General features: G+C 60.4%; 24 protein-coding genes. 17 read left to right on the plus strand and 7 right to left on the minus strand.

What is annotated here, in order from left to right:
- Window positions 1–41 precede the first annotated feature (41 nt).
- Complete coding sequence (locus IPJ76_14110; GenBank protein QQR85725.1) at window positions 42–635, plus strand: YdeI/OmpD-associated family protein; 594 nt, start codon at window positions 42–44, stop codon at window positions 633–635.
- A 10-nt stretch (window positions 636–645) separates the two neighbouring features.
- Here the strand turns inward: IPJ76_14110 and IPJ76_14115 are convergent, their stop codons facing one another.
- From IPJ76_14115 to IPJ76_14135, 5 genes are all read right to left on the minus strand, one after another.
- Window positions 646–1122, minus strand: a complete 477-nt coding sequence (locus tag IPJ76_14115; protein ID QQR85726.1) for a hypothetical protein — start codon at window positions 1120–1122, stop codon at window positions 646–648.
- Window positions 1123–1367: 245 nt separating this feature from the next.
- Window positions 1368–2582, minus strand: coding sequence for an AAA family ATPase (locus IPJ76_14120; GenBank protein QQR85727.1), 1215 nt, complete (start codon window positions 2580–2582; stop codon window positions 1368–1370).
- 94 nt (window positions 2583–2676) lie between these two features.
- Entirely contained in the window at window positions 2677–3903 is a 1227-nt protein-coding gene (locus IPJ76_14125; protein ID QQR85728.1) for an isocitrate dehydrogenase (NADP(+)), read from the minus strand.
- A 165-nt stretch (window positions 3904–4068) separates the two neighbouring features.
- The gene (locus IPJ76_14130) at window positions 4069–7092 is read right to left on the minus strand and encodes a gliding motility-associated C-terminal domain-containing protein (GenBank protein QQR85729.1); all 3024 of its coding nucleotides are present in this window, start codon (window positions 7090–7092) and stop codon (window positions 4069–4071) included.
- 24 nt (window positions 7093–7116) lie between these two features.
- Window positions 7117–8892 (minus strand): DNA polymerase III subunit gamma/tau, encoded by a 1776-nt coding sequence (locus tag IPJ76_14135; protein ID QQR85730.1) that lies wholly within the window; start codon window positions 8890–8892, stop codon window positions 7117–7119.
- Window positions 8893–9038: 146 nt separating this feature from the next.
- On the opposite strand from IPJ76_14135, the gene IPJ76_14140 reads away from it, so the two are divergent.
- From IPJ76_14140 to IPJ76_14165, 6 genes are all read left to right on the plus strand, one after another.
- Window positions 9039–10034: a toxin-antitoxin system YwqK family antitoxin gene (locus tag IPJ76_14140; GenBank protein QQR85731.1), complete on the plus strand. Its 996-nt coding sequence runs from the start codon at window positions 9039–9041 to the stop codon at window positions 10032–10034.
- Window positions 10031–11188 (plus strand): tRNA 2-thiouridine(34) synthase MnmA, encoded by a 1158-nt coding sequence (mnmA, locus tag IPJ76_14145; protein QQR85732.1) that lies wholly within the window; start codon window positions 10031–10033, stop codon window positions 11186–11188. Before IPJ76_14140 ends, mnmA begins: the two co-directional genes overlap by 4 nt.
- On the plus strand, window positions 11185–11895 hold the full coding sequence (locus IPJ76_14150; protein QQR85733.1) for a hypothetical protein: 711 nt from the start codon (window positions 11185–11187) through the stop codon (window positions 11893–11895). Before mnmA ends, IPJ76_14150 begins: the two co-directional genes overlap by 4 nt.
- Before the next feature lie 5 nt (window positions 11896–11900).
- Window positions 11901–13577, plus strand: coding sequence for a S8 family serine peptidase (locus IPJ76_14155; GenBank protein QQR85734.1), 1677 nt, complete (start codon window positions 11901–11903; stop codon window positions 13575–13577).
- Between the two features lie 15 nt (window positions 13578–13592).
- Complete coding sequence (locus tag IPJ76_14160; GenBank protein ID QQR85735.1) at window positions 13593–14162, plus strand: leucyl/phenylalanyl-tRNA--protein transferase; 570 nt, start codon at window positions 13593–13595, stop codon at window positions 14160–14162.
- Between the two features lie 124 nt (window positions 14163–14286).
- Window positions 14287–14547, plus strand: coding sequence for a histone H1 (locus IPJ76_14165; protein QQR85736.1), 261 nt, complete (start codon window positions 14287–14289; stop codon window positions 14545–14547).
- Here the strand turns inward: IPJ76_14165 and IPJ76_14170 are convergent.
- Together IPJ76_14170 and IPJ76_14175 are read right to left on the minus strand one after the other, a co-directional pair.
- Window positions 14544–15362 carry a hypothetical protein gene (locus tag IPJ76_14170; GenBank protein ID QQR85737.1) on the minus strand — a complete coding sequence of 273 codons (819 nt, stop codon included), beginning with the start codon at window positions 15360–15362 and terminating at the stop codon, window positions 14544–14546. The genes IPJ76_14165 and IPJ76_14170 overlap by 4 nt on opposite strands.
- Before the next feature lie 13 nt (window positions 15363–15375).
- Complete coding sequence (locus IPJ76_14175) at window positions 15376–16281, minus strand: hypothetical protein (protein ID QQR85738.1); 906 nt, start codon at window positions 16279–16281, stop codon at window positions 15376–15378.
- 123 nt (window positions 16282–16404) lie between these two features.
- Between IPJ76_14175 and IPJ76_14180 the strand changes: the two genes are divergently transcribed.
- The 10 genes from IPJ76_14180 (at window position 16405) to IPJ76_14225 (ending at window position 24666) form a co-directional block, all read left to right on the plus strand.
- On the plus strand, window positions 16405–17241 hold the full coding sequence (locus IPJ76_14180) for a DDE-type integrase/transposase/recombinase (GenBank protein ID QQR85739.1): 837 nt from the start codon (window positions 16405–16407) through the stop codon (window positions 17239–17241).
- Window positions 17242–17309: 68 nt separating this feature from the next.
- Complete coding sequence (locus tag IPJ76_14185; GenBank protein QQR85740.1) at window positions 17310–18041, plus strand: WbqC family protein; 732 nt, start codon at window positions 17310–17312, stop codon at window positions 18039–18041.
- Complete coding sequence (locus tag IPJ76_14190; GenBank protein QQR85741.1) at window positions 18038–18265, plus strand: acyl carrier protein; 228 nt, start codon at window positions 18038–18040, stop codon at window positions 18263–18265. Before IPJ76_14185 ends, IPJ76_14190 begins: the two co-directional genes overlap by 4 nt.
- Complete coding sequence (locus IPJ76_14195; protein QQR85742.1) at window positions 18265–18999, plus strand: SDR family oxidoreductase; 735 nt, start codon at window positions 18265–18267, stop codon at window positions 18997–18999. The genes IPJ76_14190 and IPJ76_14195 overlap by 1 nt, the downstream gene beginning before the upstream one ends.
- A gap of 3 nt (window positions 19000–19002) precedes the next feature.
- Window positions 19003–20544, plus strand: coding sequence for an amino acid adenylation domain-containing protein (locus IPJ76_14200; protein ID QQR85743.1), 1542 nt, complete (start codon window positions 19003–19005; stop codon window positions 20542–20544).
- Window positions 20541–21227: an acetyltransferase gene (locus tag IPJ76_14205; GenBank protein QQR85744.1), complete on the plus strand. Its 687-nt coding sequence runs from the start codon at window positions 20541–20543 to the stop codon at window positions 21225–21227. Before IPJ76_14200 ends, IPJ76_14205 begins: the two co-directional genes overlap by 4 nt.
- Before the next feature lie 4 nt (window positions 21228–21231).
- On the plus strand, window positions 21232–21954 hold the full coding sequence (locus tag IPJ76_14210) for a class I SAM-dependent methyltransferase (protein ID QQR85745.1): 723 nt from the start codon (window positions 21232–21234) through the stop codon (window positions 21952–21954).
- The gene (locus IPJ76_14215) at window positions 21954–22724 is read left to right on the plus strand and encodes a GNAT family N-acetyltransferase (GenBank protein ID QQR85746.1); all 771 of its coding nucleotides are present in this window, start codon (window positions 21954–21956) and stop codon (window positions 22722–22724) included. The genes IPJ76_14210 and IPJ76_14215 overlap by 1 nt, the downstream gene beginning before the upstream one ends.
- Window positions 22724–23680, plus strand: a complete 957-nt coding sequence (locus IPJ76_14220) for a hypothetical protein (GenBank protein ID QQR85747.1) — start codon at window positions 22724–22726, stop codon at window positions 23678–23680. The genes IPJ76_14215 and IPJ76_14220 overlap by 1 nt, the downstream gene beginning before the upstream one ends.
- On the plus strand, window positions 23677–24666 hold the full coding sequence (locus tag IPJ76_14225; protein QQR85748.1) for a glycosyltransferase: 990 nt from the start codon (window positions 23677–23679) through the stop codon (window positions 24664–24666). The genes IPJ76_14220 and IPJ76_14225 overlap by 4 nt, the downstream gene beginning before the upstream one ends.
- Window positions 24667–24703 lie beyond the last annotated feature (37 nt).

Raw genomic sequence — 24703 nt, forward strand, 5'->3', positions numbered from 1 at the left:
GGTGCGAAGATCGGCCTTCGGCGCGCGGGTAACTTGCCCCTATGCCTGCACCGGTTGATCCGACCACCTTCAGCAGCACGCAGGAGTTGCGACGGTGGTTGCAACGGAACCACACGTCAGCCGCTGAGCTCTGGGCTGAACTCGTGAAGCAAGCCGCAGCTGGCGATGGCGTCACCTATCAGGAGGCCGCGGACCTCATGCTGTGCTTCGGCTGGACGGAAGCGGTGCGCTACGGAAGCACCACCAATCGTTTCGTGATGCGCTTCGTGCCGCGCCGGAAGAAGAGCATTTGGAGTTCGCGGAACATCAAGCGGGCGCAAGAACTCATCGCGGCTGGGGAGATGACACCTGCCGGCTTGGCTGCGTTCGAGGACCGTGACGTTGTGCGCAGCGAGCAGTACAGCTACGAGCGCAACGCCGTTGGACTTTCACCGGCGTACGAGAAGCGCTTCAAGGCCAACAAGCCTGCCTGGGCCTGGTGGAAAGCCGCGCCCATGAGCTACACCAAAGCCGCAGCGTGGTGGGTAATGAGCGCCAAGCAGGAAGCTACGCGCGAGCGGCGGTTCGTGATGCTATTGGAGCACTGCTCGAAAGGGAAGAAGCTGAAGCTGTTCACAAGGCCCGGGGAGAGGTGAACTCATCACTCTAATCCGAAAAGAGAACTGTGTTCACTGCGGCACGCAACGGGTCGTGCCAGCGGTTCTCAACCCCTGGTTTCTCTCCTAGCTCAACTATCACGTTAGCGGTCGATGTGGCCTGCTGGGCATGGACAGAAATTCCCAGCACATACTGGTTGTTCTCAACAACCGCCACAATGCGCATCCTGCCGCCCAATCCCGGACCTTGGATTGCGTACTCGATGTGAGCCTGAACTCCGTACGTCGCTTCTCTTGGGCCTTCGCTTACGAGCGTTAGCCGCGCATCCCGCTCTTGAAGACGGTGGTGAGCATAGAGTGCTACACTATCGATGGCTTCTCGGATCTGATTATCGCCGAGCACCTCATTGTAGAGCCTTTCCGCTCGTTCAGCTTCTTCGACCCATGCACGATTTGTGGCTGCCTGTTCGGCCGCCTTCTGGGCATCTTGCGCCCTTCGGGCGTCGAGTAAGTTCTCTAGATTCATCTGACACGGAACCTCGATGAGTGAGGTCGTGCAAGTGTAAGCACCTACGAGTGCGGCTTGATGCCTGTGCCTTAGGTAGTTATCAAGAAGATTTGCACCACCGCTCGGACTGCCCCAATCGACTGGTCACCCCATCCTCCTCTCCAATCCCTCCTGCAACGCCGCCATGAACTTGTCCGTGGCGAGGTAGTGTTCGGCAGAGACCTTCTCGCCGTGGATGCAGACCGCGAGGGCGGGTATCTGGTTCACTTGACTGTCATTTGCCGTTGGATGAAATCGCCAAGGAGTGGTACGGCGAAGCTGTATCTGCCATGTCGGTTCTTGAACACCAAACCGTTCTCCGAGAGCTTCGAAAGCATCTGGGTCACTTGGCTTGGACTGAATCCTTTGGAAAGCTCGGAGGAGGCGCGTTCAACTATCTGCTGCACGCTGAATTCGTCGTTGGCGTTCTTGAGACCGGCTATCACAGAAAGCAACTCCCTTTGCCGGTCCGTGACTTTGTTCCAACGGCCAGCATAGAAGTCCGAGTCCAGCTTCCGCACGATCTGCCCCACGCTGACCATGGGCTTTACAACTCCCCTTGCCTGTTGCTGCAAGAAGCTGTCGAAACACTCTCGGCATATGAACTGGATGAAGTAGGGGTATCCGCCGGAGCTTGAGATGATCTCTTTGATCTCGCGCTCCTCGAAGCTCACTGGACAGCTCTGTTGTTGAATGGGGCGTTGGATCGCTTCTCGCGATGCTTTTGAGTTGAGCTTGTCGAGCATCGTGACGTGGAACATCCTTTCAGCGAACGTCCGCGCCTCGACGAGCTTGGGGAACAGGGTTGGCAGGCCTGTGAGCACCAGCATGTACAAGAAGCCCTTTTTTTGCAAGGACTGGAAAACCTCAAGGAGCAAGGAGAGGGGGTATTGTCCTTGAACTGCTTGATCGGACAGGTTCTGGGCCTCATCGTATGCCAGGATGATCCCTTTGATCTTGGTGGGTTGCAGTGCGTGCCAAACAAGCTCGAGCACGGCCTTCAATTTGTCCGCGACCAAGCCCGGCGTGCTCGTATAAACGCTTTCCAGCAATTCGTAGCTCAGTAGCACTGGCTCCTTTCGTGGTGTGGCCTTGAAACCAACGCGAGGATGTTCTTGTTCGGCGATCTGCAATCCCGTGACCAGTGGGGCCAAGTCGGCCATCACGCGGATCGCCAGGTTATGTTCGCTCACCGTAGCTGATTCGCTCAGATCGGTGCCTGCCCATAACCAGCCGTGCTTCAGTGCGATCGGCTTGAAGGTTTCCAGAAGGACGGTCTTCCCAACACCGCGGAGGCCGGTGAGAATGAGATTGTCAAGAACCACGTCCTGTTCGAGCATCTTCTCGAACTCGCGTTTTTCCTCTTCGCGCCCAGCCAGATAGGGCGGTGGGTGTCCTGCACCAGGACGGAACGGGTTAGTGAACTTTGGAGAGGCCATGAACGTTCTTTATGAACACAAACGTAGATGAATGAATTTAGTTGTGCAACTAAATTCATTGAACAAGCTATCGTTTTGTGAACTGCTTGACCGGTCACGCCATCCTCCGTTCCAACCCCTCCCTCAGCGCAGCCATGAACTTATCCGTGGTGAGGTAGTGCTCGGCAGAGACCTTCTCGCCGTGGATGCACACCGCAAGGTCCTTGGTCATCTGGCCTTCTTCCACCGTTTCGATGCAGGTGCGCTCCAAGGTTTTGGCGAACTTGATGAGCGCCTCATTGCCATCGAGCTTGCCACGGAAGGCTAGGCCTTGCGTCCACGCGAAGATGCTGGCGATGGGGTTGGTGCTGGTGGGTTTGCCTTCCTGGTGGTTGCGGTAGTGGCGCGTAACGGTGCCGTGCGCGGCTTCCGCTTCGATCGTCTTGCCGTCGGGGGTGATGAGCACGCTGGTCATCAGGCCCAGTGAACCGAAGCCCTGTGCAACGATGTCGCTCTGCACGTCGCCGTCGTAGTTCTTGCACGCCCAGATGAAACCGCCGCTCCACTTCAGCGCGCTGGCCACCATGTCGTCGATGAGGCGGTGCTCGTAGGTGATGCCGGCTTCCTTGAACGCGGCTGCGTAGTCCTTCTCGTAAACGCTTTGGAAGATGTCCTTGAAGCGGCCGTCGTACTTCTTCAGGATGGTGTTCTTGCTGCTGAAGTACAGTGGCCATTTCTTCTGCAAGGCCAGGTTGAAGCAGCTGCGGGCGAACCCGTCGATGCTCTCGTCGGTGTTGTACATGCTCAGCGCCACGCCATCGCCTTCGAAGTCGTACACGTTCCAGCTGGTGGCCGGACTTCCGTCGGCAGGTTGGAAGGTGAGCGTGAGCTTGCCCTTGCCTTTGATGACGGCATCGGTGGCGCGGTACTGGTCGCCGAACGCGTGGCGACCGATGACGATGGGCTTTGTCCAACCGGGCACCAGACGCGGGATGTTCTTGATGACGATCGGCTCGCGGAACACGGTGCCGTTGAGGATGTTGCGGATGGTGCCGTTGGGGCTCTTCCACATCTGCTTCAACCCGAACTCCGTAACGCGTGCCTCGTCCGGGGTGATGGTGGCGCACTTGATGCCCACGCTGTGCTTCAGGATGGCCTTGGCGCTGTCCACGGTCACCTTGTCGTCGGTGGCGTCGCGGTGCTGAATGCCGAGATCGTAATAGTCGATGGGCACTTCCACGTAGGGCAGGATCAGTTGCTCCTTGATCCACTGCCAGATGATGCGGGTCATTTCATCACCATCGAGTTCCACTACGGGGTTGGCCACCTTGATCTTCGACATGGTACGTGCTGGGGTTTTTGCGCGGGCGAAAGTAGGGGCGGCCGGTAAAGAAGATCGAACCGCAACGACGCGACGGACGCAACGGTGGCGCCACGCGAAGTTCAACGGTGAGCAACGAGTTTCCGGAACGTTGCGCTCGTTGCGCCGTTGCGGTGCGTATTTCCCTCAGCGCACCAGCGTCACATGACCGAAGTACTGCCGGTCGATGCTCTCGTACCTGTCCACCAGGTCCAGGCGCCAAGCGTACACACCTTGGGTCTGCTCAGCGCCGCTCACCTTGCCGTCCCACCATTGTCCGGGGTCGTTGGTGACGAAGACCGGCTGGCCCCAGCGATCGAACACGGTGAACTCGAATTCCTTGTCCGAGATGCCTTGGCCCAAGGGACCGAAGTGATCGTTCACGCCATCGCCGTCAGGTGTGAAGGCGTTCGGCACGTAAACCGAGAACACACCTTCGATGAACACCAGCTTCATGATGCTGTCAGGACATCCGAATTCGTTGGTGACGTGCAGCCAAACGGGGTACGTGGCTTCTTCGGTCTCGGGGAAGAGCACAACGGGGTCGGGAAAGAAGGCGGAGTCGGGGTCGCAGTCGGCGCCGAAGCTCCACGCCCAGGACACGTCGAACTGCGACTGGTTGAAGAAGGCCACCTGGGGGTCGAGGATGTTGGCCACTTCGGGCGTCCACCGGAAATCGGCGATGGGGTAGGGCCGTGCGCAGATGAACTGCGGGAATGTGGTGTCGCCTACGCAGCCTTCAGGTGAATAGACCGTGAGCGTCACATCGTAACAGCCCACGTTGGCGTAGCTGTTGAACGCGGTTGCGCAGCCCGTGGCCGTGTTGCCGTCGCCGAAATTCCAGACGCAGTCGGTGCCCACGTCGTCAGGGTCGGTCGTGTTGGTGAAGTTGATCTCCGCCGGGAAGCAGTCTTCGCGTTTGTCAACCGTGAAGTCCGGTTCGGGAGCGCGGTACCATTGCACATGCACGGTGTCGCGTACGATGGGTGTGTTGCAGTTGTCGTTCAGTGTTACCACGTAGTCGGTTCCGAAAGCCGAGGGAACCACCATGATGGTGTCACCCGCTCCGACCACGCCAGCACCTATCTCGTTCCACACCAGTGTGTACGGCCCCCCATTGCCGCCACCTGGCAGGGCGGTGAGTTCTGCATCACCGCCAATACAGATACTGTCCGGCGCATTGGCCAACACGCTCAACGCGGGCAGCACCGTCACCGTCGTCTGCACGGGCAAGGAGGTACAGCCCAGTATATCGGTGGCGGTCGCTTGGTACATCGTGGTCGCGCTCGGGGTCACCGTGTGCGGACCATCTCCCATAAGACCTTGGTTCCAGCTGTACGAGTAACCACCGTTACCACCCACCGCGCTCGCTGAAATGATCGCAGAGGTGCTCAGGCAGATCGTGGTATCGCTAACGCTGGCTACCACGGGGGCTGGCTCGGCGATGTAGAAGGTCGTATCGTGCGTGCAGCCTATCGGTTCGGCGAGCACCAAGGTGTACGTGCCCTCGGCCAGGCCGCTCAATGTGGTGCCTGCGTTCGTTGTGGTGGCAAGCACGCTGGTGTTGTTCGCATCGAACACTTCCCAGTTCCAAGCCGGACCAGCAGTGCCCCAGGGCTCCACTTCAACGTAGCCATCGCTATCGCCGTTGCAGGTGGTCTGGTAAGGCGTTACGGTATTGAAGCCGAACGGAGGGATGACGTAGATCGTCACCGTATCACGGTTCACGCATGTGCTCTGCAGGTCGCTCACCACTTCGTAGGTGGTGGTGTTCGCCGGTGTGGCAACAGGGTCGGCGCAGGGGTTGCACGAAAAGTTCACGCCCAATTGGATCGGATCGCCGCTGAGCACGCTCCAGGTGAAAACGGTACCGCCGATGGTGGTGAGGGTCACAGGCGCCGGTTCGCACAGCAAGGAATCCTCCACGGTCAGGGTCCTTGGCAGGAAGAGAACGGTGATCGTCTGCTGTGCAAGACCGGTCACCGGGCACGCATCGTCTTCGGCCACAACGGAAAACGTGGTGACCGGGCTGGTGCCGGCAATGGCCGTCCAGCAAACCGTTGCCGTGGCCGGGTTGACGCCCGTTTGGGTGAACGTGGCGCCGGGCAGGGCCAAAGTGATGTTCGACGAGAGCGTGAGGGTGTCACCAACATCCGCGTCCGTGAACGTCAGGTCCATGCAGAACTGATCGCCCAGGCACATCTCCAAACTGGTGGGGCCGGTGGAAAGCGCGGTGCCGCTGAAGTTGGTGTAGGCTGCCGGTGCCATCGGCGGAATGTTGGTGCAGGCGATCACAGTGAACTGCATGTCGCGCATCACACTGCCCACGAGGTTGCCATTGCTGTCGTATTGGTCCACTTGCACCACCACGATGTAGTTACCGGTCACCGCCACGTTGAAGGCTACCTCACCCGTGTTGGGGTCCAACGTGATGCCGGGCACAGGATTGGAACCGGAGAAACCCGCACCATAGGTCAAGTAGCTGTTGTTGAACATCTGCCCGGGCACGAACGAGAACACCAACGAATCACCGTCGGGATCGAAGACACCGTAGTTGTACGATACAGGGAAGCCGGCGCAGACGTACGGTATCGGCTGAGCGGTGAAGATCGGGGAGTTGTTGCACGGCGCGGTGGCTGTGTTCAACACGGCTTCGGCCCAGATATCGTCCAAGTTGCTCGTGGGCACGTTGGCCGAAACGTTCCGGCAGCAGGTTCCCCAGCCCACCGTCCAACTGTTGCACGGTGGGTTCAGGGTCACGATGCCCTGATAGGTGTAGTACTCCATGCCGGGCAGGCCACCACCACCGCAGGTGCTGTTGGGCAGATCGGTCGGGCACAACTGGCTGATCTCGTAACCAGTGCCCGGCGCTTGCTGCAAGGTGACCGTGAGGCTTTGCCCGCACGAGCTTGTGATCTCCACATCCTCGGTATTGCTCATGGTGATCCCATCGCAATCCCTGAAGATGTTCAGGGTGATCATGTACTGGTTGTTGCCCAAGCACTCGTAGCCGATGTCCACGCCGCTCACGTGTGAGGCTGCGGAGAACAGGGGCAAAAGGCAGGCGAACAGGAACGGAAGGACGGTGCGGGGCAGGGATCGTACCATCAGGTTGGTTTTCAGCGGCCGTGAAAGTAGGCCATCAGTGGGGTTCAGGGCCTTGACGCTCAACGGCGCCGGAAGTTGTCCGGCCCCTTATCCCAAGTCAAGGTCCAATGCGTCCCGCAAGCCGATGAGCGCCGGATTCTTCTCGGCCATGATGTTGAACCTGTCGCGGGCGGTGTAGCGCGGGCGTGCATCGGCTACGGCCTCCTTCACGATGCTCAGTTCCAAAGCGGGGTCGCTCAATTCGTTCCGCAGGTGCTCCACCAGCCCGGCCTTTTGCTCGCGCAGGTCCTTCTCCTGCACTTCGTTGATGATGGCGAACTGCACGGTGTGGGCCCCGGTAACCATGGGCTCTTTCCACATCAGGGTGGCGTGGAAGCTGCTCTTGCCCTCGCGCTTCTTCGTTAGGGCGTAGTCCTTCCAGACCATCCGCACGGCCGCTTCGCTCAACGGCCGGGCATCGGGGGCGGCCATGGCGGCAGGTGCCACTTCCACGGGCCCGTTGGCTGTTCCCTGGGCCGGTCGCTCCAGGCTCTGCTTCAAGCTGGGCGTAACGGAGATGCGTGGCTTGGCCGTGGCCAGCGGGGGGGTGGGTGTTCCCTTGGGTTGCACTGGCGAACCGCTCGGCTCGCTCACCAATACCTCGGCCATTTCGGGTTCAGGCAGAGGAGCTGAACGAGCAGGAACGGGCTGTTCCGGGCCTTTGGGGGCCGGTGGCGTGGCCCTAACGCTTACGTCAGGACTTTTTTTTTCAGGGGTACCCTCGCCGCTGCCCAAGCGGCAGAGCTGGATGAGGGTCAGTTCCACCAGGAGGCGCGCGTCCTTGCTCAGCTTGTACTGTGAGTCGCACAGCCCGATGCGTTCGAGAGCTTGCACCAGCACGTCGCGCGGGGCGGCCTTCGCCTGAACCGTGTAGCGGGCGGCCAGTTCATCGCTCACTTCCAGCAGCGGCAGTGTGCGCGGATCCTGGCTCACGAGCAGGTCACGCAAGTGGCGGCCGAGCCCGGCAATGAAGAGGTGCCCATCGAAGCCATTGGCCAGGATGGTGTTGTACTCGACCAAACAGCCGGGCACATCGCCCTTCAGCACGCAGTCCGTTACACTGAAGTAGTGCTCATGGTCCAGCACGTTCAGGTTCTTCACCACGTCCTGGTAGGTGAGCTTCCGGCCACCGAAGCTCACCAGTTGGTCGAAGATGCTCAGTGCGTCCCGCAAGCCGCCATCGGCCTTTTGGGCTATCACATGCAAGGCCTGTTGCTCCGCTTGGATGCCCTCGCGGTCGGCGATACCCTGCAAGTGCTTCACAATGTCCGTGAGCGAGATGCGCCGGAAGTCGAAGACCTGACAACGGCTCAGGATGGTGGGCAGGATCTTGTGCTTCTCCGTGGTGGCCAGGATGAAGATGGCGTAGCTCGGCGGCTCCTCCAGTGTCTTCAGGAAAGCGTTGAACGCCGCCTGGCTGAGCATGTGCACCTCGTCGATGATGTACACCTTCTTGGTGCCGACCTGCGGCGCAATGCTCACTTGCAGGATCAAGTTCCGGATGTCCTCTACACTGTTGTTGCTGGCGGCATCAAGTTCGAAAACGCTCAAGCTGTGGCCTTCATCGAAGGTGCGGCAGGGCGCACATTCGCCACAGGTGGTCAGGTCATCCTTGAGGTTCTCGCAGTTCAGGGTCCGGGCAAGGATGCGGGCACACGTGGTTTTGCCCACGCCACGGGGGCCGGTGAAGAGGAATGCCTGGGCCACATGGTTGCTGCGGATGGCGGCCATCAGGGTGCTGGTCACCGCCTCTTGGCCGACCACCGTATCGAAGGTGGCCGGGCGGTACTTGCGCGCGCTGACGACGAATTTTTCCTGCTGCATGCTGAAGGGCGCCGAAGATAAACCGATGCCTATCCGCACCTCCGACAGGTTTTCAACGCGGCATGACGACGACGGTGGGTGACCCGGGAGACGGATCACCATGAAGGGTACGGCCATTGCAGGCCGGTATCTTCGCGCCGCCCAACATGAACCACCGCATTGTACTGCTGCCCGCGCTCCTTGCGGCTTTCCTTGTTTCCAACGGCCAGAACGCCACCGACGCCCAGGGTCGCAAGCAAGGTGCGTGGAGCAAGAGCTGGCCCAATGGCCAGGTGCGCTACAAGGGGCAGTTCAACGACGACAAGCCCATGGGCGAGTTCACGCACTGGAACGAGGACGGGCTGATCACCAGCAAGCAGGTCTTCACGGCGGACGGCAAGAACTCACGTGCACAGCATTTCCATGCCAACGGCAAACTGATGGCCGTCGGCAACTACGCGGGGCAGTCCAAGGACAGCCTGTGGAACTACTTCGATGAAGCTGGGCTGCTGCGGAAGGTGGAACGCTACCGCACCGGTGCGCTTCACGGCGACGAAGTGAGCTACTTCCCCGATGGCAAAGAGGCCGAACGCACGGGTTACCAAAACGACAGGAAGCACGGCCCGTGGAAGCAGTGGTATTCCGATGGGACCGTTAAGGCCGAAGGCAACTATGTGAACGGTGAGCCCGACGGCCGCATGACCTGGTATTACCCGACCGGCAAGAAGGAGATCGAGGGGAACACGGTGAACGGGAGCAAGGACGGCACCTGGTTCTACTGGAACGTGGACGGTACCATCCAACTTCAGATGGTCTTCGCCAAGGGCGAAATGGTGAAGGCTAAAAAGGAGAACGGTGTCTTCAAGGACTACTACGAGGACGAGCAATTGAAAGAGGAGGTCACCTGGAAGAACGGCCAATTGAACGGCCCGTTCACCGAGTGGTACAACAACGGAACTTGGGTGGACAAGCCCATGACACCAACGCCCGAAGGTGTGTTCGCCGGCGAACAGCAGCGGGAGCTCAAGGGCCAGACCAAGAAGCGTGAAGGTGCCTACGTGAACGGCCAGTTGCACGGTGCCGTGAAGCACTACGATGAAAAGGGTTCGCTGGTCCGTACGGAGCATTACACCAACGGAGCCCTTAGCAGCACAGCGCCATGAGCAAACACGGACGCGTGCTGGTGGCCATGAGCGGCGGTGTGGACAGCTCCGTTGCAGCGCTCATGCTGCATGAGGAGGGCTTCGAGGTCATCGGGGTCACCATGAAAACATGGGACTATGCCGATGCCAGCGGTGGTAAGCGCATCACGGGCTGCTGCGATCTGGACAGCATCGCCGACGCGCGCAACATGGCGGTGAGCCGCGGCTTCCACCACATCATCCTCGATATCCGGGAGGAATTCGGCGAGCACATCATCGGCAACTTCACCACGGAGTACATGGCCGGCCGCACGCCCAACCCCTGTGTGTTGTGCAATACCTTCATCAAGTGGGAAGCCTTGCTGAAGCGCGCCGACATGATGGACTGCCCCATAATCGCCACAGGGCACTACGCCAACGTGCGCGAGGAACGCATTTCACCCTTCCCTACCGGGGAAGGGGCCGGGATGGGGTCGAACGGATCAGCGATGGGGTCACGATGGATCGTGTCGAAAGGCCTCGATGCTTCCAAGGACCAGAGCTATGTGCTTTGGGGGCTCGAGCAGAAGAACCTGGCTCGCACACGGTTCCCCATCGGCGGCTTCACCAAGGCGCACATCCGCGAGATGGCCATGGAGAGCGGGTTCCCCGAACTGGCGCAGAAAAGCGAGAGCTACGAGATCTGCTTCATACCCGATAACGATTACCGTGGCTTCCTCAAGCGCAAGGAACCCGAGGCCACGAAACGCCTCAGCAACGGCGTTTTCGTGAGCACGGCGGGCGAGGTCATCGGCCAGCACGATGGTTATCCGTTCTTCACCATCGGCCAGCGCAAAGGCCTGGGCATCGCGACCGGTCAGCCGTTGTACGTCACCGACATCGACCCCAGCACCAACGTGGTTATGCTGGGCAACAAGGCCGACCTCGACAAACAAGTGATGTGGGTGCGCCAGCCCAACTTCGTGAAACTGCCCGCGCTGCAAGGCGAGGTGGAGGCCGTTACCAAGGTGCGCTACAAGGACAAAGGCACGCCGAGCACCCTGCACATGGACGGTGAACGTGTGCGTGTGGAATTCCACGCCAAGGTGGCAGGCATCGCACCCGGGCAGAGTGCCGTCTTTTACGATGGCGACGATGTGCTCGGCGGAGGGTTCATCGATCGCGAACGGCCATGAAGAAGCCCATCCTGTTCCTCGGTTCGCTCTTGTTCCTGTTGCACGGGTGCAAGGACGATGAGATAATGCCCACCGACCTGGGCTATGGTTATTGGCCCACCAACACCGGCCATTGGGTGGAGTACCAAGTGGACAGCGTGTGGCAGGAGGATGAGGTTGGCCTGCGGATAACGGCGAGCTATCGCGCCATGGAGGTCATCGACAGCCAGTACGTGGATGCCGAGGGCCGGCCAAGCCAGCGTATCGAACGCTTTGTGCTTGATCCGGTGGACAGCACCTGGGTCATCAAGGACATCTGGACGCAGACGGTGACAGCCACCTACGCCGAGAAGACAGAGGAGAACCTGCGGAAGTTGCGCCTCGCTTTCCCCGTGCGTGACTACCAGATCTGGAACATGAACGAATTCGTCAGCGACGATGGGCTCTACTTCACGACCGACGATGCGAACTTCGAGGTGGAGTTCGATGAGATCGACGCACCGTGGTCGAACGGATACGTCAGCGCGGACAGTACGTGCACGGTGGTAAGCACCTATCCCAACAACATCGTAGTGACGAACACACTGAACGAGCGCTACGCCAAGAACATCGGACTGGTGGAGCAATTGCTCGTGCAGTACAACGTGCAGGATGGTGATGGGCCAGGCAATATCGATGACACCACGGGCTACCGCAAGACCATGATCGCGGTGGCCTGGGGCAATTGATCAATATGTTCCGCCTGAAGCTGCCCGCCTTGGTGTTGCCCGCGCTGTGCGCAATAGGCGCGTTGGCCCAGACAGGCCCGGCCACCTACTGGGTGCAGTTCACGGACAAGACGAGCACACCGTACACCCTCAGTGCACCGGAAGAGTTCCTGAGCGCACGCAGCCTGGACCGCCGCCAACAGCAAGGCATCGCGCTTGACGAAAGCGATCTGCCGGTGGATCCTGCGTACGTGAGCGCATTGCTGGCCGCTGGCGACTTCGAACTGGTGAACGTGAGCAAGTGGTTCAATGCGGTGACCATCCGCAGTACGGACACGCTGGCGTTGGACACCATTGGTTCGCTGCCGTTCGTGCAGCAGATGAGGCAGTCGCGCCCTGCTGGACCGGATCCCATTGCAAGTGTTGGGACGGTGAAGTACGCCTCGTTCTTGAAGCAAGAGGTCGGGGATGAATATGCCACGCGGTACGGCGCTTCCTTCCGGCAGATCGAAATGATGAACGGACACTTACTGCACGATGCCGGTGCGGAAGGGCAGGGGTTGCTGATCGGTGTGCTGGACAGCGGCTTCGACCAAGCCGACTCGCTGCACACGTTCAAGGAGCTCCGCGAAAGAGGCGGCATTGTGCTCACGCGCGACATGGCCTACCAAGATGGCGATGTGTACAGCGACAACTACCATGGCCGCAGCGTGCTGAGCGTGATGGCCGGGCATTGGCCAGGTCGGTTGCTCGGTACTGCGCCAGGTGCCGACTATGTGCTGCTGCGGACCGAAGTAGCGGAGAGCGAGTACCTCTGGGAAGAGGACAACTGGATCGCGGGCGCCGAATTGTGCGACAGCATCGGGTGCGATGTGCTGAGCACTTCCCTCGGCTACACCCAGTTCGACGACAGCCTCACCGATCACACATACACTGACATGGACGGGCGCAGCACGCGCATCAGCATTGCTGCCACCATGGCTGCACGCAAAGGGATGATCCCGGTGAACAGCGCCGGCAACAGCGGGCACGACGACTGGCGCTTCATCGGTGCGCCCGCGGACGCCGACAGCATCCTGGCCGTGGGTGCAGTCGGGAACGATCGCATCATTGCAGGCTACAGTAGCTACGGTCCGTCCTTCGACGGGCGCGTGAAACCCGATGTGGCAGCTACCGGCTATGCGACCATCGGCCTGGGTGTGAGCGGCACGCAGGTGCAACCGATCAACGGCACTTCGTTCAGTGGTCCACTGGTTGCAGGCCTTGTGGCGTGCTTGTGGCAATTGCATCCCGATCGCTCCGGACAAGAGATCGTGCAGGCGGTCCGGCGCAGTGCATCGCAGTACGACAGCCCCGATGACCGCAAGGGTTATGGCATCCCCGACTTTTACCGCGCACATCTCCTACTGGGCGGCACGGACCGCACTGGTTTGGAAAGCAACATCGTGTTCGGCACATGGCCGTCGCCGTTCATCGATGTGTTCCATGTGGAGTTGTTCACCGGCGCAGCAACGCAACTGGATCTTGTACTGTACGACACCATGGGCCGGGTGGCCTGGCGTGCGACCGACTTCCTGGAACCCGACACGTACAAGATCGTGCGCGTGGGAGATGCGACGCTACGGTCGTTGCCTGCCGGAGCGTACGTGCTGGACCTCTGGCTGGGCGCCATCAACCAACGCTCTGTCGTGGTGAAGGAGTAGCGTTTCATTCGCGCCATGGACCTGTCGGTGGAAGTGCTCTTGCATGCCTATGCACAAGGCCTGTTCCCCATGGGCAACGACGGCGGTGGCATCGACTGGTACTGCCCTGATCCACGCGCCATCATACCGATCGAAGCGGCTATGCCCAATCGCACCATGCGCAAGATCCTCCGCAGCGGACGTTTTGTGTTCACCTTCGATACCGCGTTCACGGATGTGATGCAGGCGTGCGCCGACCGCGAGGACACGTGGATCACGGACCGCATGGTGCATGCGTACACTGAACTTCATCATGCGGGCCATGCGCACAGCGCAGAGGCTTGGGAGGACGGTGCGCTGGTAGGCGGCATCTACGGGGTCAGTATCGGTGCGGCGTTCTTCGGCGAAAGCATGTTCAGCCGAGCGGACAATGCGGGGAAGGCAGCGTTCCAGCACCTGATGGCGCAACTGCGTTCCCGTGACTTCCGGCTCTTCGACAGCCAGATCATCAACGATTTCACGCGGACCCTGGGTGCCGTGGAGATACCGTTCGAGGATTTCCAACGCAAGCTTGTTTTCGGAGTGCGTATGCCGCGTCGGTGGTGAACCAGTCGCGCCACGCTCGACGGGCTGACAAGTCAAGGTCTCCCCACTCCCTGGTGGTGTCTCAGTTTCTTTTCCCCTGAGCGTCAGGCATGCTTAGCGGTAAGGACACCCTACCTTCGCGCCCATGGCGAAGAAAGCAAAGCGTCCACGGGACACCAACCAACTGGCGAAGTTGATCGGGGACATAGCCACCGGACAGAAGGTGGACGCGATCAGCGAGGACAAGCGCAACCCGGCAGCAGTGGCGTTGGGCAAGCTGGGCGGGGCGGCGAGGGCCAAGAGCCTATCGCCCACCAAGCGAAAGAAGATCGCCAAGAAGGCGGCAAAGGCCCGGTGGAAGGGCAAGCCCGGCGGAAGCGATGGGGCGGGCGCGCCTGCGCGTTAAGAGGTAGTCTGTCGGTTCTCCTTGTCCTTTTCCAGTTCGCTGGCGATGCGCTCGAAGTAGTCCATGGCCGTGGGGTCATACAGAAGCTGCATAGCCAGTTCTCTGGTCAATGGGTAGTCGGTGGACATAACGTTGGCGGTAGTCCATTCGCCCTCCACTCTTCCGATTCTGATGCTGTGCTGCATCTCGAAGAACGTTCCACCCATGGCTTCGTAGAGCACCATAATCTCCACATCGAGGATATCGCCACGGACTACTCGGTCCCTTATTGCCTTGGTAACGGGGTAATACGGTATGTCCTTATCGCCATCAATGCCACCCACGAACTTCTTGCCGGGCCTAACGAAGCTTTCGTAGCCTCCCGGTGTATGTGGTACCTCCTCGCGGCTAAGGCAGATTCTCAGTCCTCGAACAATCGCCACGGACCTCCCAAAATTCCGACAGACTACGCGAAAGCTATCGCCGCCTTCGTGCCATTCAAAGCTCTCATAAACCATACGCCCTCGTTCAGCGTCCATGTAAGCATCCACGCTTCGAGTAGCCTCGGCGCTGGCCTTCTCGGCAGTTGCGTTAGCTCTCCGCCAGAGGGCGATTTGCCAAACGGCAACAACGGTCAGGACGGCAGTAAAGACGGCGGTCCACCCGGTAGCGGTCAGTCCTATAAAGACGCTTGGAAGCCCATCGCTTGGCTGGTCGGTGCTGTCATCATTGGCCTGTTGACCGCCCCGATAGTCGTGGGCAATAAGCGCAAAAAGACCGATGTATAGGGCAACTACAAGTGCCCACACGATGGGCCGCATTGGGTCTTTGCTCATTGGGGCATGCACATTAGTCATTGCCCTCTTTTTTCTTCATCTCCGCACGTTCGCGAGTTGCGACTTCTCCAGCCTTCCTAAGTGTGTACTCTTTCAAGATGTCCAAGAAGGCCCTGTAAGTGTCCTCGCTAATCTCCTGTCCTGTAGGGCCAAAATCAGCCCTGACAAATTCTTTGTTGGTGTAGTGGTAAGTGAAGCACATTCTCTGCCCGTAGTACATTCCTTGTGCAGTTCTGTATATCAACAACGCATCAAGTATGATACTGATGTTCCTATTGTTTATTGCAGTAAGAAGATCGTTAGTAAGCGGCAGGCTGAAAATATCAATGCTTCCGGTCGCTCCATTTTGTCCCTCACTATATGGTCGCATCCAATTGTTCGAGACGAATATCTCATCGCCACTAAACTCTCCCTTCAGCCTGTCATTCGCTACGTAGAGCCTTCCGCACGTAAGAAGGCATTCGGCCGCCGTCCGGCCAACGTTTACGATATGTCCCTTGACCGCTATTCTTTCTCCGACCTTCAGGGGTCCGCCTATCAGAATTGGAGCTACCAGTATAATACGCCCCCGCTCGCTTTCAATGAATGCCTTGACATTCGTATCCGCAATCTCGTTGGATGCCTTAGTCGCCTCGTTGGCGTCTTTAGCGGCCTTGTTCGCTTTTTTAGCCTGCCTCAAGGCCCTTTTGGACGTCTTGTTGGATGTATCCCAGAGGACGATCTGAATGACGGATACTACGAAGAGAGCGCCGGTAAGAGCGAACATGCCGACGTCGGATATGGATCCCCATGGACCTTGATCCTTGCCTTTCTCTTCGGTGGTACCATCCCGCTGATTGCGCTTCTCACTGCTAACGCCGTACGCAATGCCAAGCAGAAGCGTAAGAGAGAAAAGAAGCGTCGCAAACAAGAGGCGCATGCTGCCAAACTATCTGATCCGACTGATCTCCACCGGGATCCGCCCACCCATGAAAAATAAACTGAACTTTCATGCTTAGCGTCATGCAAAAGACTATATTTGGTCCGTCAACGAACCGGAACCATGAACCGCCTCCCCCTCGCCAAGCAAGTCCAGATCATCAGCATGCTCGTTGAAGGAAGCAGCCTCCGATCCACGTCCCGCGTGTGCGACGTGAGCATCAACACCGTCATCAAGCTCTTGGTAGACGTGGGCCGCGCTTGCGAGAAGTTCCACGACGAGACGGTGCGCAAGGTGACCGTGAAGAACCTTCAGTGCGATGAGATTTGGAGTTTCGTCTATGCGAAGCAGAAGAACGTGACGGACGACATGGAGGCCGCTGGTGATGTGTGGACATGGACGGCGCTGGACAGCGATACCAAGCTCATGGTTAGCTGGTTCGTCGGTGCCCGCGATGCTCACGCCGCTTACGAGTTCCTTACGGACGTTCGCAGCCGCGTGGATCGCACCCGCATGCAACTGACGAGCGACGGTCACAGCGCCTACGTGAGCGCCGTCGATGCGGTGTTCGGTCAGTACATCGACTTCGCACAGCTTGTGAAGATCTACGGGCACGTCGAAGGAAAGGGCAACGAGAAGCGTTACAGCCCCGCTGAATGCACCGGCACCAAGACCCGCATCATTACCGGCCGCCCGGATGAAACCAAGATCAGCACGTCACATGTGGAGCGTCAGAACCTGACCATCCGCATGGGCTGCCGCCGCTTCACCCGCCTGACGAATGCCTTCGGCAAGAAGTTCGAGAACCACTGCCTTGCCTTGGCGCTCCACTTCGTGCACTACAACTTCTGCCGCATCCACAAGACCTTGCGCGTCACCCCGGCCATGGAAGCGGGCCTGACCAACGACGTGATGAGCATCGAGGACATCGTAAAACTGACCCATGCAAAAGCAAACTGAGACACTACCCACTCCCTCCACGCGGCTAAATTCGCGGCCCGCAACGCCACGGGGTGTTGCCCGCCCCGATGCGCATCGCCATCATGCAGCCCTACGTCATGCCCTATCTGGGTTATTTCCAGATGGTGGCGGCCGTGGACGAATTCGTGCTGCTCGATGATGTGAACTTCATCAAGAAGGGTTGGATCCATCGCAACCGCATCCTGCTCAACGGCGAGCCGCACGGCATCACCATCCCCATTGCTGGCATGAGCCAGAACAAGTGGATCAAGGACAGCATGGTGGCCGATACCGACGACTGGCGCCCCAAATTGCTGGTAACGCTGCAGCACGCCTACGCGAAGGCGCCTTTCCACGCGGAGGTCTATCCCTTTCTGGAGCGCATCATCAACCGCAAAGACTGGAGCATTGCCGACATGGCTGAGGAGAGCCTCCTTTGGGTGGTGGAGCGCTTGGGCCTGCCGGTGAAAGTTCTCCGTAGCAGCCAGCTCGGTTTGGGCGAAGGTCTGCGTGCGCAGGAGCGTATCGTGGCCATTGCCAAGGGGCGCGGTGCCACCACGTACATCAACAGCATCGGCGGGTGGGAACTCTACGAGCCCGGGCCGTTCCAAGCCGAGGGCATGGAGCTGCGCTTCATCAAGATGGGCGATGCACCCTATGCGCAGTGGCCCGGCCAGCCGCATGTGCCCTACCTCTCGATGATCGACGTGCTCATGTTCTGCTCCCCTGAGCAGGCGCGCGCACTGTTGCCTTTGCATACCCTGGAGCCCAAAGTGGCCACCAAAACCGTTTCCGCATGAACGTTACCGCCATCGTCCGCGAAGTCTTCGGCATCCAACGCCCCGACCTGTCGCCCGACGCCGTGATCATGGACCAGCCCGAGTGGGACAGCATGACGCACATGACCCTCATCCTACGCCTGGAGGACGAACTGAAGGTGCAGTTCGATGGCGATGAGATCGCTGCCATGCGCACCATTGCCGATATCGAGCGTACGGTGAACGCCAAAGCGGTGAAGGCCTGATGCAACTGCAAGGAGCCACGGCCTTGGTGAGCGGCGCGGCCGGCAACATCGGCGCAGCGCTGGTGGCCGAGCTTGTTGCACAAGGAGCGAAGGTGGCCGGTGTGGATGTGCAGCAACCGAGCGCGCCAGTCGCCGGTGCGACCTACTTCACCGCCGACCTCACGGATGCGAGCGCCGTGGAGCAATTGATGAACGATGTGGTTGCCCAAGTGGGCCAGCCGAACGTGCTCATCAATACGGCGGGCACCATCCACAATGCCTTGCTCTTCAACCTGCTCGATCGCAACGACGGCCGCCTGCCGCTGGAAGGGTGGGAGCGCACCGTGGACAGCAACCTCACCACCGCCTTCCTGCTCTCGCGCGAAGTGGTGGCCCGCATGGTGAAGAGCCGCACGAAAGGCGCGGTGATCCATTTCAGCAGCATGGCAGCCGATGGCAACGCTGGCCAGAGCGCGTACAGTGCGGCAAAGGCAGCACTCGAATCGCTGACGGTGACGTGGAGCAAGGAGCTCGGTCCGTTCGGCATCCGCGTGAACGCGCTTGCGCCCGGTTTCATCGACACGCCCAGCACCGCCAAGGCGCTTACCCCTGCGCAGATCGCCGCCTGGACGAAGCAGATCCCTGCGGCCCGCCTGGGCACCTTGGCCGAGATCGCGCACGCCGTGCGTTTCATCATCGAGAACGATTACTACAACGGCAAGGTGCTGCGCATCGACGGCGGCCTGCGCATCTGACCGATGGATCACGCGCCGTTCTCCTCGCACATCGGGCTCGGCGCCCGGTTCGGTCGTGTGGTGCACGAACGTGGAGGTGCCGTTGCGCTGCGTTATCCTGATGGTCGAGAGGTGAGCTATTCGCAGTTGGGTGACCTGGTGCAACGCGTGGCGACGGGCCTATTGAAGGAAGGCGTGAAGCCACGCGAAGTGGTGGCCATCGTGAACCGCAAGAGCCCTGAAGCGCTGGCTGCCATGCTCGCGTGCAACGCGCTCGGCATCCTTTACACCAACCTCGATCCCGAAAGCCCGCCGGAGCGTGCTCGCCGGATCATCGACCGCTGCAAGCCAGTGCTCGTGCTGTTGGACGGCGAGCAGAGCAAACCACCGGAAGGTGCCGATGCACGGGCCGTGATGGTGCAGGCGATGGCCGCGTCGGCCGCCGATGCCGCGCTCATTGGGCAATGCTCATCGGAAGCTGCCATCAGCGGCACCGATGGCGCTTACATCATGTTCACCAGCGGCTCCACGGGTTTCCCGAAAGGCGCGGTGATGACGCAGGACAACGTGCTACGTTTCGTGGAGTGGGGCACGGGCGAACTGGGCGTCGGCCCGGGCGATGTGCTCACCAACGTCAATCCCATCTACTTCGACAACTCGGTCTTCGACATCTATGTCTCGTTGTACAACGGAGCGACGCTCTGTCCCTTCACGCCCGAACAGGTGAAGGATGCGCGCGCACTGGTGAAGACCATTGATGCCCTGGGCTGCACCTTCTGGTTCAGCGTGCCGAGCATGCTCGTTTACCTGCTCACCATGCGTGCCATCGACCGTACCTCGTTCGCCCGCATGCGCACGGTGATGTTCGGCGGCGAAGGGTTCGCCAAGGCACGGCTGAAGGAACTGCACGGCCTCATCGGCGATCGCGTGCAATTGCTCAACGTTTACGGCCCCACGGAATGCACGTGCATCTGTTCGGCCTATCCCATCGCGGCAGCGGACTTCGCCGACATGGAGAACCTGGCACCGCTGGGCAGGCTCGCGCCGGGCTTCTATCCCGTGATCGATCCGTTGGACAAGTCCGACCCGGACCTGGGCGAACTGCTGCTCGGTGGCGGGCACGTGGGCAGCGGCTACTACAACGACCCCGAGCGAACGACCGCGGCGTTCGTGCAGGATCCGCATGAGCCGAACTACCGGAAGATCGTCTACCGCACGGGTGATCTGGTGCAACGCGATGCTCAAGGCATGCTCCACTTCAAAGGCCGTGTGGACAACCAGGTGAAGCACATGGGCTATCGCATCGAGCTCGAGGAGATCGAAGCGGCCTTCAACGCGCTTGATGCTGTGCAGGAGGTCGGCGTGGTTTACCACCGCGATGCCTTGGGCACGGGCAGCATCCAGGCGTTCGTCATGGGAACGGCCGACGATCAGCAGCTGCGCACGGCAGTGGCCCAACGCCTCCCGCACTACATGATGCCGCGGAAGATCCATTTATTGCCGGCCCTTCCCAAGAACGCCAACGGCAAGATCGACCGTCTACAACTCAAAGCACTGTGTTCATGAGCGCACGCAAGAAGGTCATCTTCGGCATCGGCAAGATCGGCGAGGTGGTGCACGACCTGATGAAGCACGAGGCCGGCATCGATGTGGCCGCGTGGACCGTTGATCGCCAGTTCGCCACTTCACCAGAGAAGGAATGGCTACCGGTGATCCCCTTCGATGAACTGGCCAGCAAGTGCCCGCCCGCAACGCACGACCTGTTCGTTGCCATCGGCTACCACGACATGAACGCCGTTCGATCGCGCACCATGGAAGCTGCACGCGCCATGGGCTATGCGATGCCCGCGTTCATCCACCCCGCCAGTGGGCTTCCGCAGGGCACACCGGTGGGCGAGAACGCCTTCATCATGCGCGACGTGCACATCCACCCGCGCGCTCGCATCGGCGCTGATGTCTTCGTCTGGAGCGGTGCGATCATCGGCCACCACACCACCGTGGGCGACCACTGCTGGATCACCAGCGGCGCCAACATCGCCGGGGCCGTCACCATCGGCGACCACTCGTTCCTTGCGATCAACAGCACCATCGGCAACGGCGTTCGCGTGGGCCGTCGCTGCTTCATCGGCGCCAACGCCTTGGTGGTGAAGGACCTGCCCGATGAACAGGTCGTCATTGCCGCGCCCGACAAACCCTTGCGCCTGAACACCGATCAGTTCCTGCGCATGAGCAACTTCACATCCCTCTGATCCCATGGCCAACGAAGGACACCGCTACGCCGAGTTCGAATCGCGCAAGTACGACCCCCTGCGCCCGCAGTACCACGAAGGCGTGAAGACCATGAAGGGCATGGGCTACACGTGGGACGATTTCCTGGAGCACTTCCCCGCTTTCATCGGGCACTTCGGGCTGGCCCGCTTGCTCACGCTGTACGAGCTCTACAAGCAGACGTTGGAAGTGAGCGGCCACATTGCTGAGATGGGCGTGTACAAGGGCAGTGGTTCGTTGCTCTTCGGGAAGCTCGTGCGCTTGTTCGAGCCCAGCAGCATGACCATGGTGCACGGCTTCGACTGGTTCGAGGGCATGGCCACCACCGAGGAAGAGAAGTACGTGGACAGCGGGTCCTACACGGAGAAGTACGATCGCGTGCTGCAACTGGTGAAGGCGCAGGGCATGGACAACATCGTGAAGATCCACAAGGTGGACGCCACGAAGGACCTCGTGCCCTTCTTCCAGGAGCACGCCTACATGCAGTTCAAGCTCGTGTTCCTCGACGCGGGCATCTACGAAGTGACAAAGGCGAGCATCGAGGCGTTCTGGCCACGCATCACACCGGGCGGCATCCTCATCCTCGATCAGTACAACCACGAACTCTCGCCGGGCGAGACCCGCGCCGTGCGCGACGTACTGCCCAACGCCAAGGTGCGCACGTTGCCCTTCGGTTGGATGCCCACGGCGTACATCGTGAAGGAGTGATGGAGCGCATCGCACCGGGCCGCGATCTGTTGGAACGATACGACCGGAGCGGGGCGCACGATTTCGCCATCATCCGCAGCGTGGCGGAAGGTGTGCAGGACGGTGTTGCCCTCGCTTCGGGCGAATGGACTTGCATCACCCACGCCTCGGGTTTCACACAACTGCTCGGACAAGTCGCCAGCGTTGAAGAGGCGGATGGCTTGTTGAAGGCATGGCGAGCACACCCGGCCATCGCCGGACGCTATGTGATGGTTTACGATGTTGCCGGGGCGCTTCTGCAGGCCATTGAGCGACAAGCCCCAGCTCATTTCCGCAGTCGCGAGCGTTCGGTTTTCCGTGGATGGGAAAAGGACGAAGCCGTGCGTGTGCCGACCATCACAGGCACGGAAGTCGCACCGTTGAACACCAGCACCATGGCTGCGGCCGAGGCACTCGGCCTCAACCTCACCGGCCGCTTCTGGCGTTCGGGTGCGGAGCTGTTGAAGCACGGTGTTGCAGAGCTGGTGACGCTGAACGGCGAGCCGGCTTCCATCTGTTACAGTGCAGCTGTCAGCAACAACATCCACGAGGTGGACGTGCTCACCGCTGAGCACATGCGCGGCCAGGGTCTTGGTCGCTTGGCAGCACTGGCCTTCATGCAACGGTGCAAGGAGACAGGCGCCACGCCGAACTGGGATTGTTTCACCGCCAACGCACCGTCGATGGCACTGGCCAAGGCCTGCGGGCTGCGGCACGTCCACACCTACCAACTCATTACGTTCACGGCCTGATGGAATGGAAGAAGCTCGGTAAGGTGTTCCAAGTGAACGGCGAGGGCGGCTGGATGCACAGCCATGCGCAGATCCCCGCGGCATTGGTCCTCGACGACCGCATCCGCGTGTACTTCGCCACGCGCCCACAGCGCAACCTGAGCCTCACCACTTTCGTGGATTTGGATCGGAATGATCCCACCAAGGTGATCGCACTCAACGAGCAACCTGTCCTTCAACCCGGTCCGGCCGGGGCGTTCGACGAGCACGGCATCATGCCATCGTGCGTGATCAAGAAGGGTAAACAAGTGTGGCTGTACTACGGCGGCTGGAGCCGGCGCGAGAACATCCGCTACAGCAACTGGACGGGCATTGCCGTGAGCGACGACGACGGCGCCACCTTCCATCGCATGTTCCCTGGCCCTGTCGTGGACCGCACGCCGAACGAGATCTACAGCGCCACGGCCGTGTTCGTCCTGCCCGAGGGCGAACGCATGCACATGTGGTATGCGCGCGGCCTCGGCTGGTTCGAGGTGAACGGGCAGCTCGAGGAAGTCTATCGCTTGCGCTACGGCCACAGCAGCGACGGCATCCACTGGACCCGTCCGGACCAGGAGCTGGTGCCCTGGCTGCGTGAGCACGAACCCACCCATCGGCCCACGGTCATCCGGTTGGGCGATCGTTATCACATGTGGTTCTGCCACCGTGGCATTGCCGACTTCCGCGGTGGCGACCAAGCCTACCGCATGGGATACGCCTGGAGCACTGACGCGCTAACCTGGCACCGCGATGATGCACAGGCCGGCCTCACCGTATCGCCCGGGCAATGGGACAGCGACATGGTGGCGTACCCGTACGTGGTGAAGGTGGACGCGCCCGCCGGAGCTTCAGCGAAGGAGGGCGACCGCGTGCTGATGTTCTACAACGGCAACGGCTTCGGTGTCTCGGGCTTCGGCGTGGCCGAACTGGTGCGATGAGCGAAGGAGTGAGCACGACCGGTGGGGGTGAAGTGCTCACCATCAAGGTGTTCATGCTCACCTACAACCACGAGGCGTTCATCCAGCAGGCCATCGACAGCGTCTTCATGCAGCGCACGCGCCACCGGGTGCAGTTGGTGATCGGCGAGGATGCCAGCACCGACCGCACGCGCGAGATCGTCCTGGCCAACAAGGAGCGTTACGGAGACCGCATCACGCTCATCCTGTCCGAAAGGAACAAAGGCACGTCGCATGTGAGTTTTCCCGTCTGGGAGGAATGCTTGCGCGACAGTGATATGGTGGCGCTGGTGGAAGGTGACGACTACTGGACCGATCCCGGCAAACTGGAGCTGCAAGCGGACACGGTCCTGCGCACCGGGGCCAGCCTCTGCTTCACCAACGCTTGGAACGAAACGCCGGAAGGCCAGCGCAGCGACTATGTGCGTGCTTGGTTGGGCGAGAGCGGCATCCGCGATCGCTACGGCGAGGCCGAGCTCATCAACGGCAACTTCATCCCGCTGGCGGGCATGCTGATCAACAACCGTCCACGCTTCGATCTGTTCGGCGACCTGAAAGACCGCCCGGTGATGGACCTGATGATCAACCTGGCCCTGGCGCAGCGCGGGCCGCTGGTGTACATCGACCGGCCCATGGCCGTGCGCCGCATGCACGCCGGTGGCATGTTCAGCATGGCCAACCGCCAGTACAAGCTGCAGTACAACCTGGACCTGCTGCCGCACATCAACGCCATGACCGGGAACCGCTACGCCGGACAGGTCGCGCTACGGCGTGCTGGGTTGCTGCGCCAGAGCTTCGATGCGGCCGTGCAAGCCAGCGACCTCGCCTTGGCCAAGAAGCGCTGGCAGGAATTGAGCGACATGCCCACTGAAGCAAAGCCGGACACAAAGACGTTGCGCCGCTTGTTCATGCTGAGCCATTGGCCGCGTTTGACCAAGGTCATCGGGAGGCTGCGCGGGGCGAAGTGATCTTACGCGGAGGCAGCCGACGGTCTATGTAAAGGCC

Source organism: Flavobacteriales bacterium (assembly GCA_016699575.1).
In the GTDB taxonomy this organism is placed as follows: domain Bacteria; phylum Bacteroidota; class Bacteroidia; order Flavobacteriales_F; family PHOS-HE28; genus PHOS-HE28.

Coding starts and splice junctions, on each gene's coding strand:
- IPJ76_14225 (QQR85748.1), top strand. CDS start 23,677: ATGAGCGAAGGAGTGAGCACGACCGGTGGGGGTGAAGTGCTCACCATC.
- IPJ76_14200 (QQR85743.1), top strand. CDS start 19,003: ATGGATCACGCGCCGTTCTCCTCGCACATCGGGCTCGGCGCCCGGTTC.
- IPJ76_14180 (QQR85739.1), top strand. CDS start 16,405: ATGAACCGCCTCCCCCTCGCCAAGCAAGTCCAGATCATCAGCATGCTC.
- IPJ76_14185 (QQR85740.1), top strand. CDS start 17,310: ATGCGCATCGCCATCATGCAGCCCTACGTCATGCCCTATCTGGGTTAT.
- IPJ76_14195 (QQR85742.1), top strand. CDS start 18,265: ATGCAACTGCAAGGAGCCACGGCCTTGGTGAGCGGCGCGGCCGGCAAC.
- IPJ76_14175 (QQR85738.1), bottom strand. CDS start 16,281: ATGCGCCTCTTGTTTGCGACGCTTCTTTTCTCTCTTACGCTTCTGCTT.
- IPJ76_14110 (QQR85725.1), top strand. CDS start 42: ATGCCTGCACCGGTTGATCCGACCACCTTCAGCAGCACGCAGGAGTTG.
- IPJ76_14125 (QQR85728.1), bottom strand. CDS start 3,903: ATGTCGAAGATCAAGGTGGCCAACCCCGTAGTGGAACTCGATGGTGAT.
- IPJ76_14120 (QQR85727.1), bottom strand. CDS start 2,582: ATGGCCTCTCCAAAGTTCACTAACCCGTTCCGTCCTGGTGCAGGACAC.
- IPJ76_14220 (QQR85747.1), top strand. CDS start 22,724: ATGGAATGGAAGAAGCTCGGTAAGGTGTTCCAAGTGAACGGCGAGGGC.
- IPJ76_14135 (QQR85730.1), bottom strand. CDS start 8,892: ATGCAGCAGGAAAAATTCGTCGTCAGCGCGCGCAAGTACCGCCCGGCC.
- mnmA (QQR85732.1), top strand. CDS start 10,031: ATGAGCAAACACGGACGCGTGCTGGTGGCCATGAGCGGCGGTGTGGAC.
- IPJ76_14170 (QQR85737.1), bottom strand. CDS start 15,362: ATGAGCAAAGACCCAATGCGGCCCATCGTGTGGGCACTTGTAGTTGCC.
- IPJ76_14210 (QQR85745.1), top strand. CDS start 21,232: ATGGCCAACGAAGGACACCGCTACGCCGAGTTCGAATCGCGCAAGTAC.
- IPJ76_14140 (QQR85731.1), top strand. CDS start 9,039: ATGAACCACCGCATTGTACTGCTGCCCGCGCTCCTTGCGGCTTTCCTT.
- IPJ76_14165 (QQR85736.1), top strand. CDS start 14,287: ATGGCGAAGAAAGCAAAGCGTCCACGGGACACCAACCAACTGGCGAAG.
- IPJ76_14115 (QQR85726.1), bottom strand. CDS start 1,122: ATGAATCTAGAGAACTTACTCGACGCCCGAAGGGCGCAAGATGCCCAG.
- IPJ76_14155 (QQR85734.1), top strand. CDS start 11,901: ATGTTCCGCCTGAAGCTGCCCGCCTTGGTGTTGCCCGCGCTGTGCGCA.
- IPJ76_14160 (QQR85735.1), top strand. CDS start 13,593: ATGGACCTGTCGGTGGAAGTGCTCTTGCATGCCTATGCACAAGGCCTG.
- IPJ76_14215 (QQR85746.1), top strand. CDS start 21,954: ATGGAGCGCATCGCACCGGGCCGCGATCTGTTGGAACGATACGACCGG.
- IPJ76_14190 (QQR85741.1), top strand. CDS start 18,038: ATGAACGTTACCGCCATCGTCCGCGAAGTCTTCGGCATCCAACGCCCC.
- IPJ76_14150 (QQR85733.1), top strand. CDS start 11,185: ATGAAGAAGCCCATCCTGTTCCTCGGTTCGCTCTTGTTCCTGTTGCAC.
- IPJ76_14205 (QQR85744.1), top strand. CDS start 20,541: ATGAGCGCACGCAAGAAGGTCATCTTCGGCATCGGCAAGATCGGCGAG.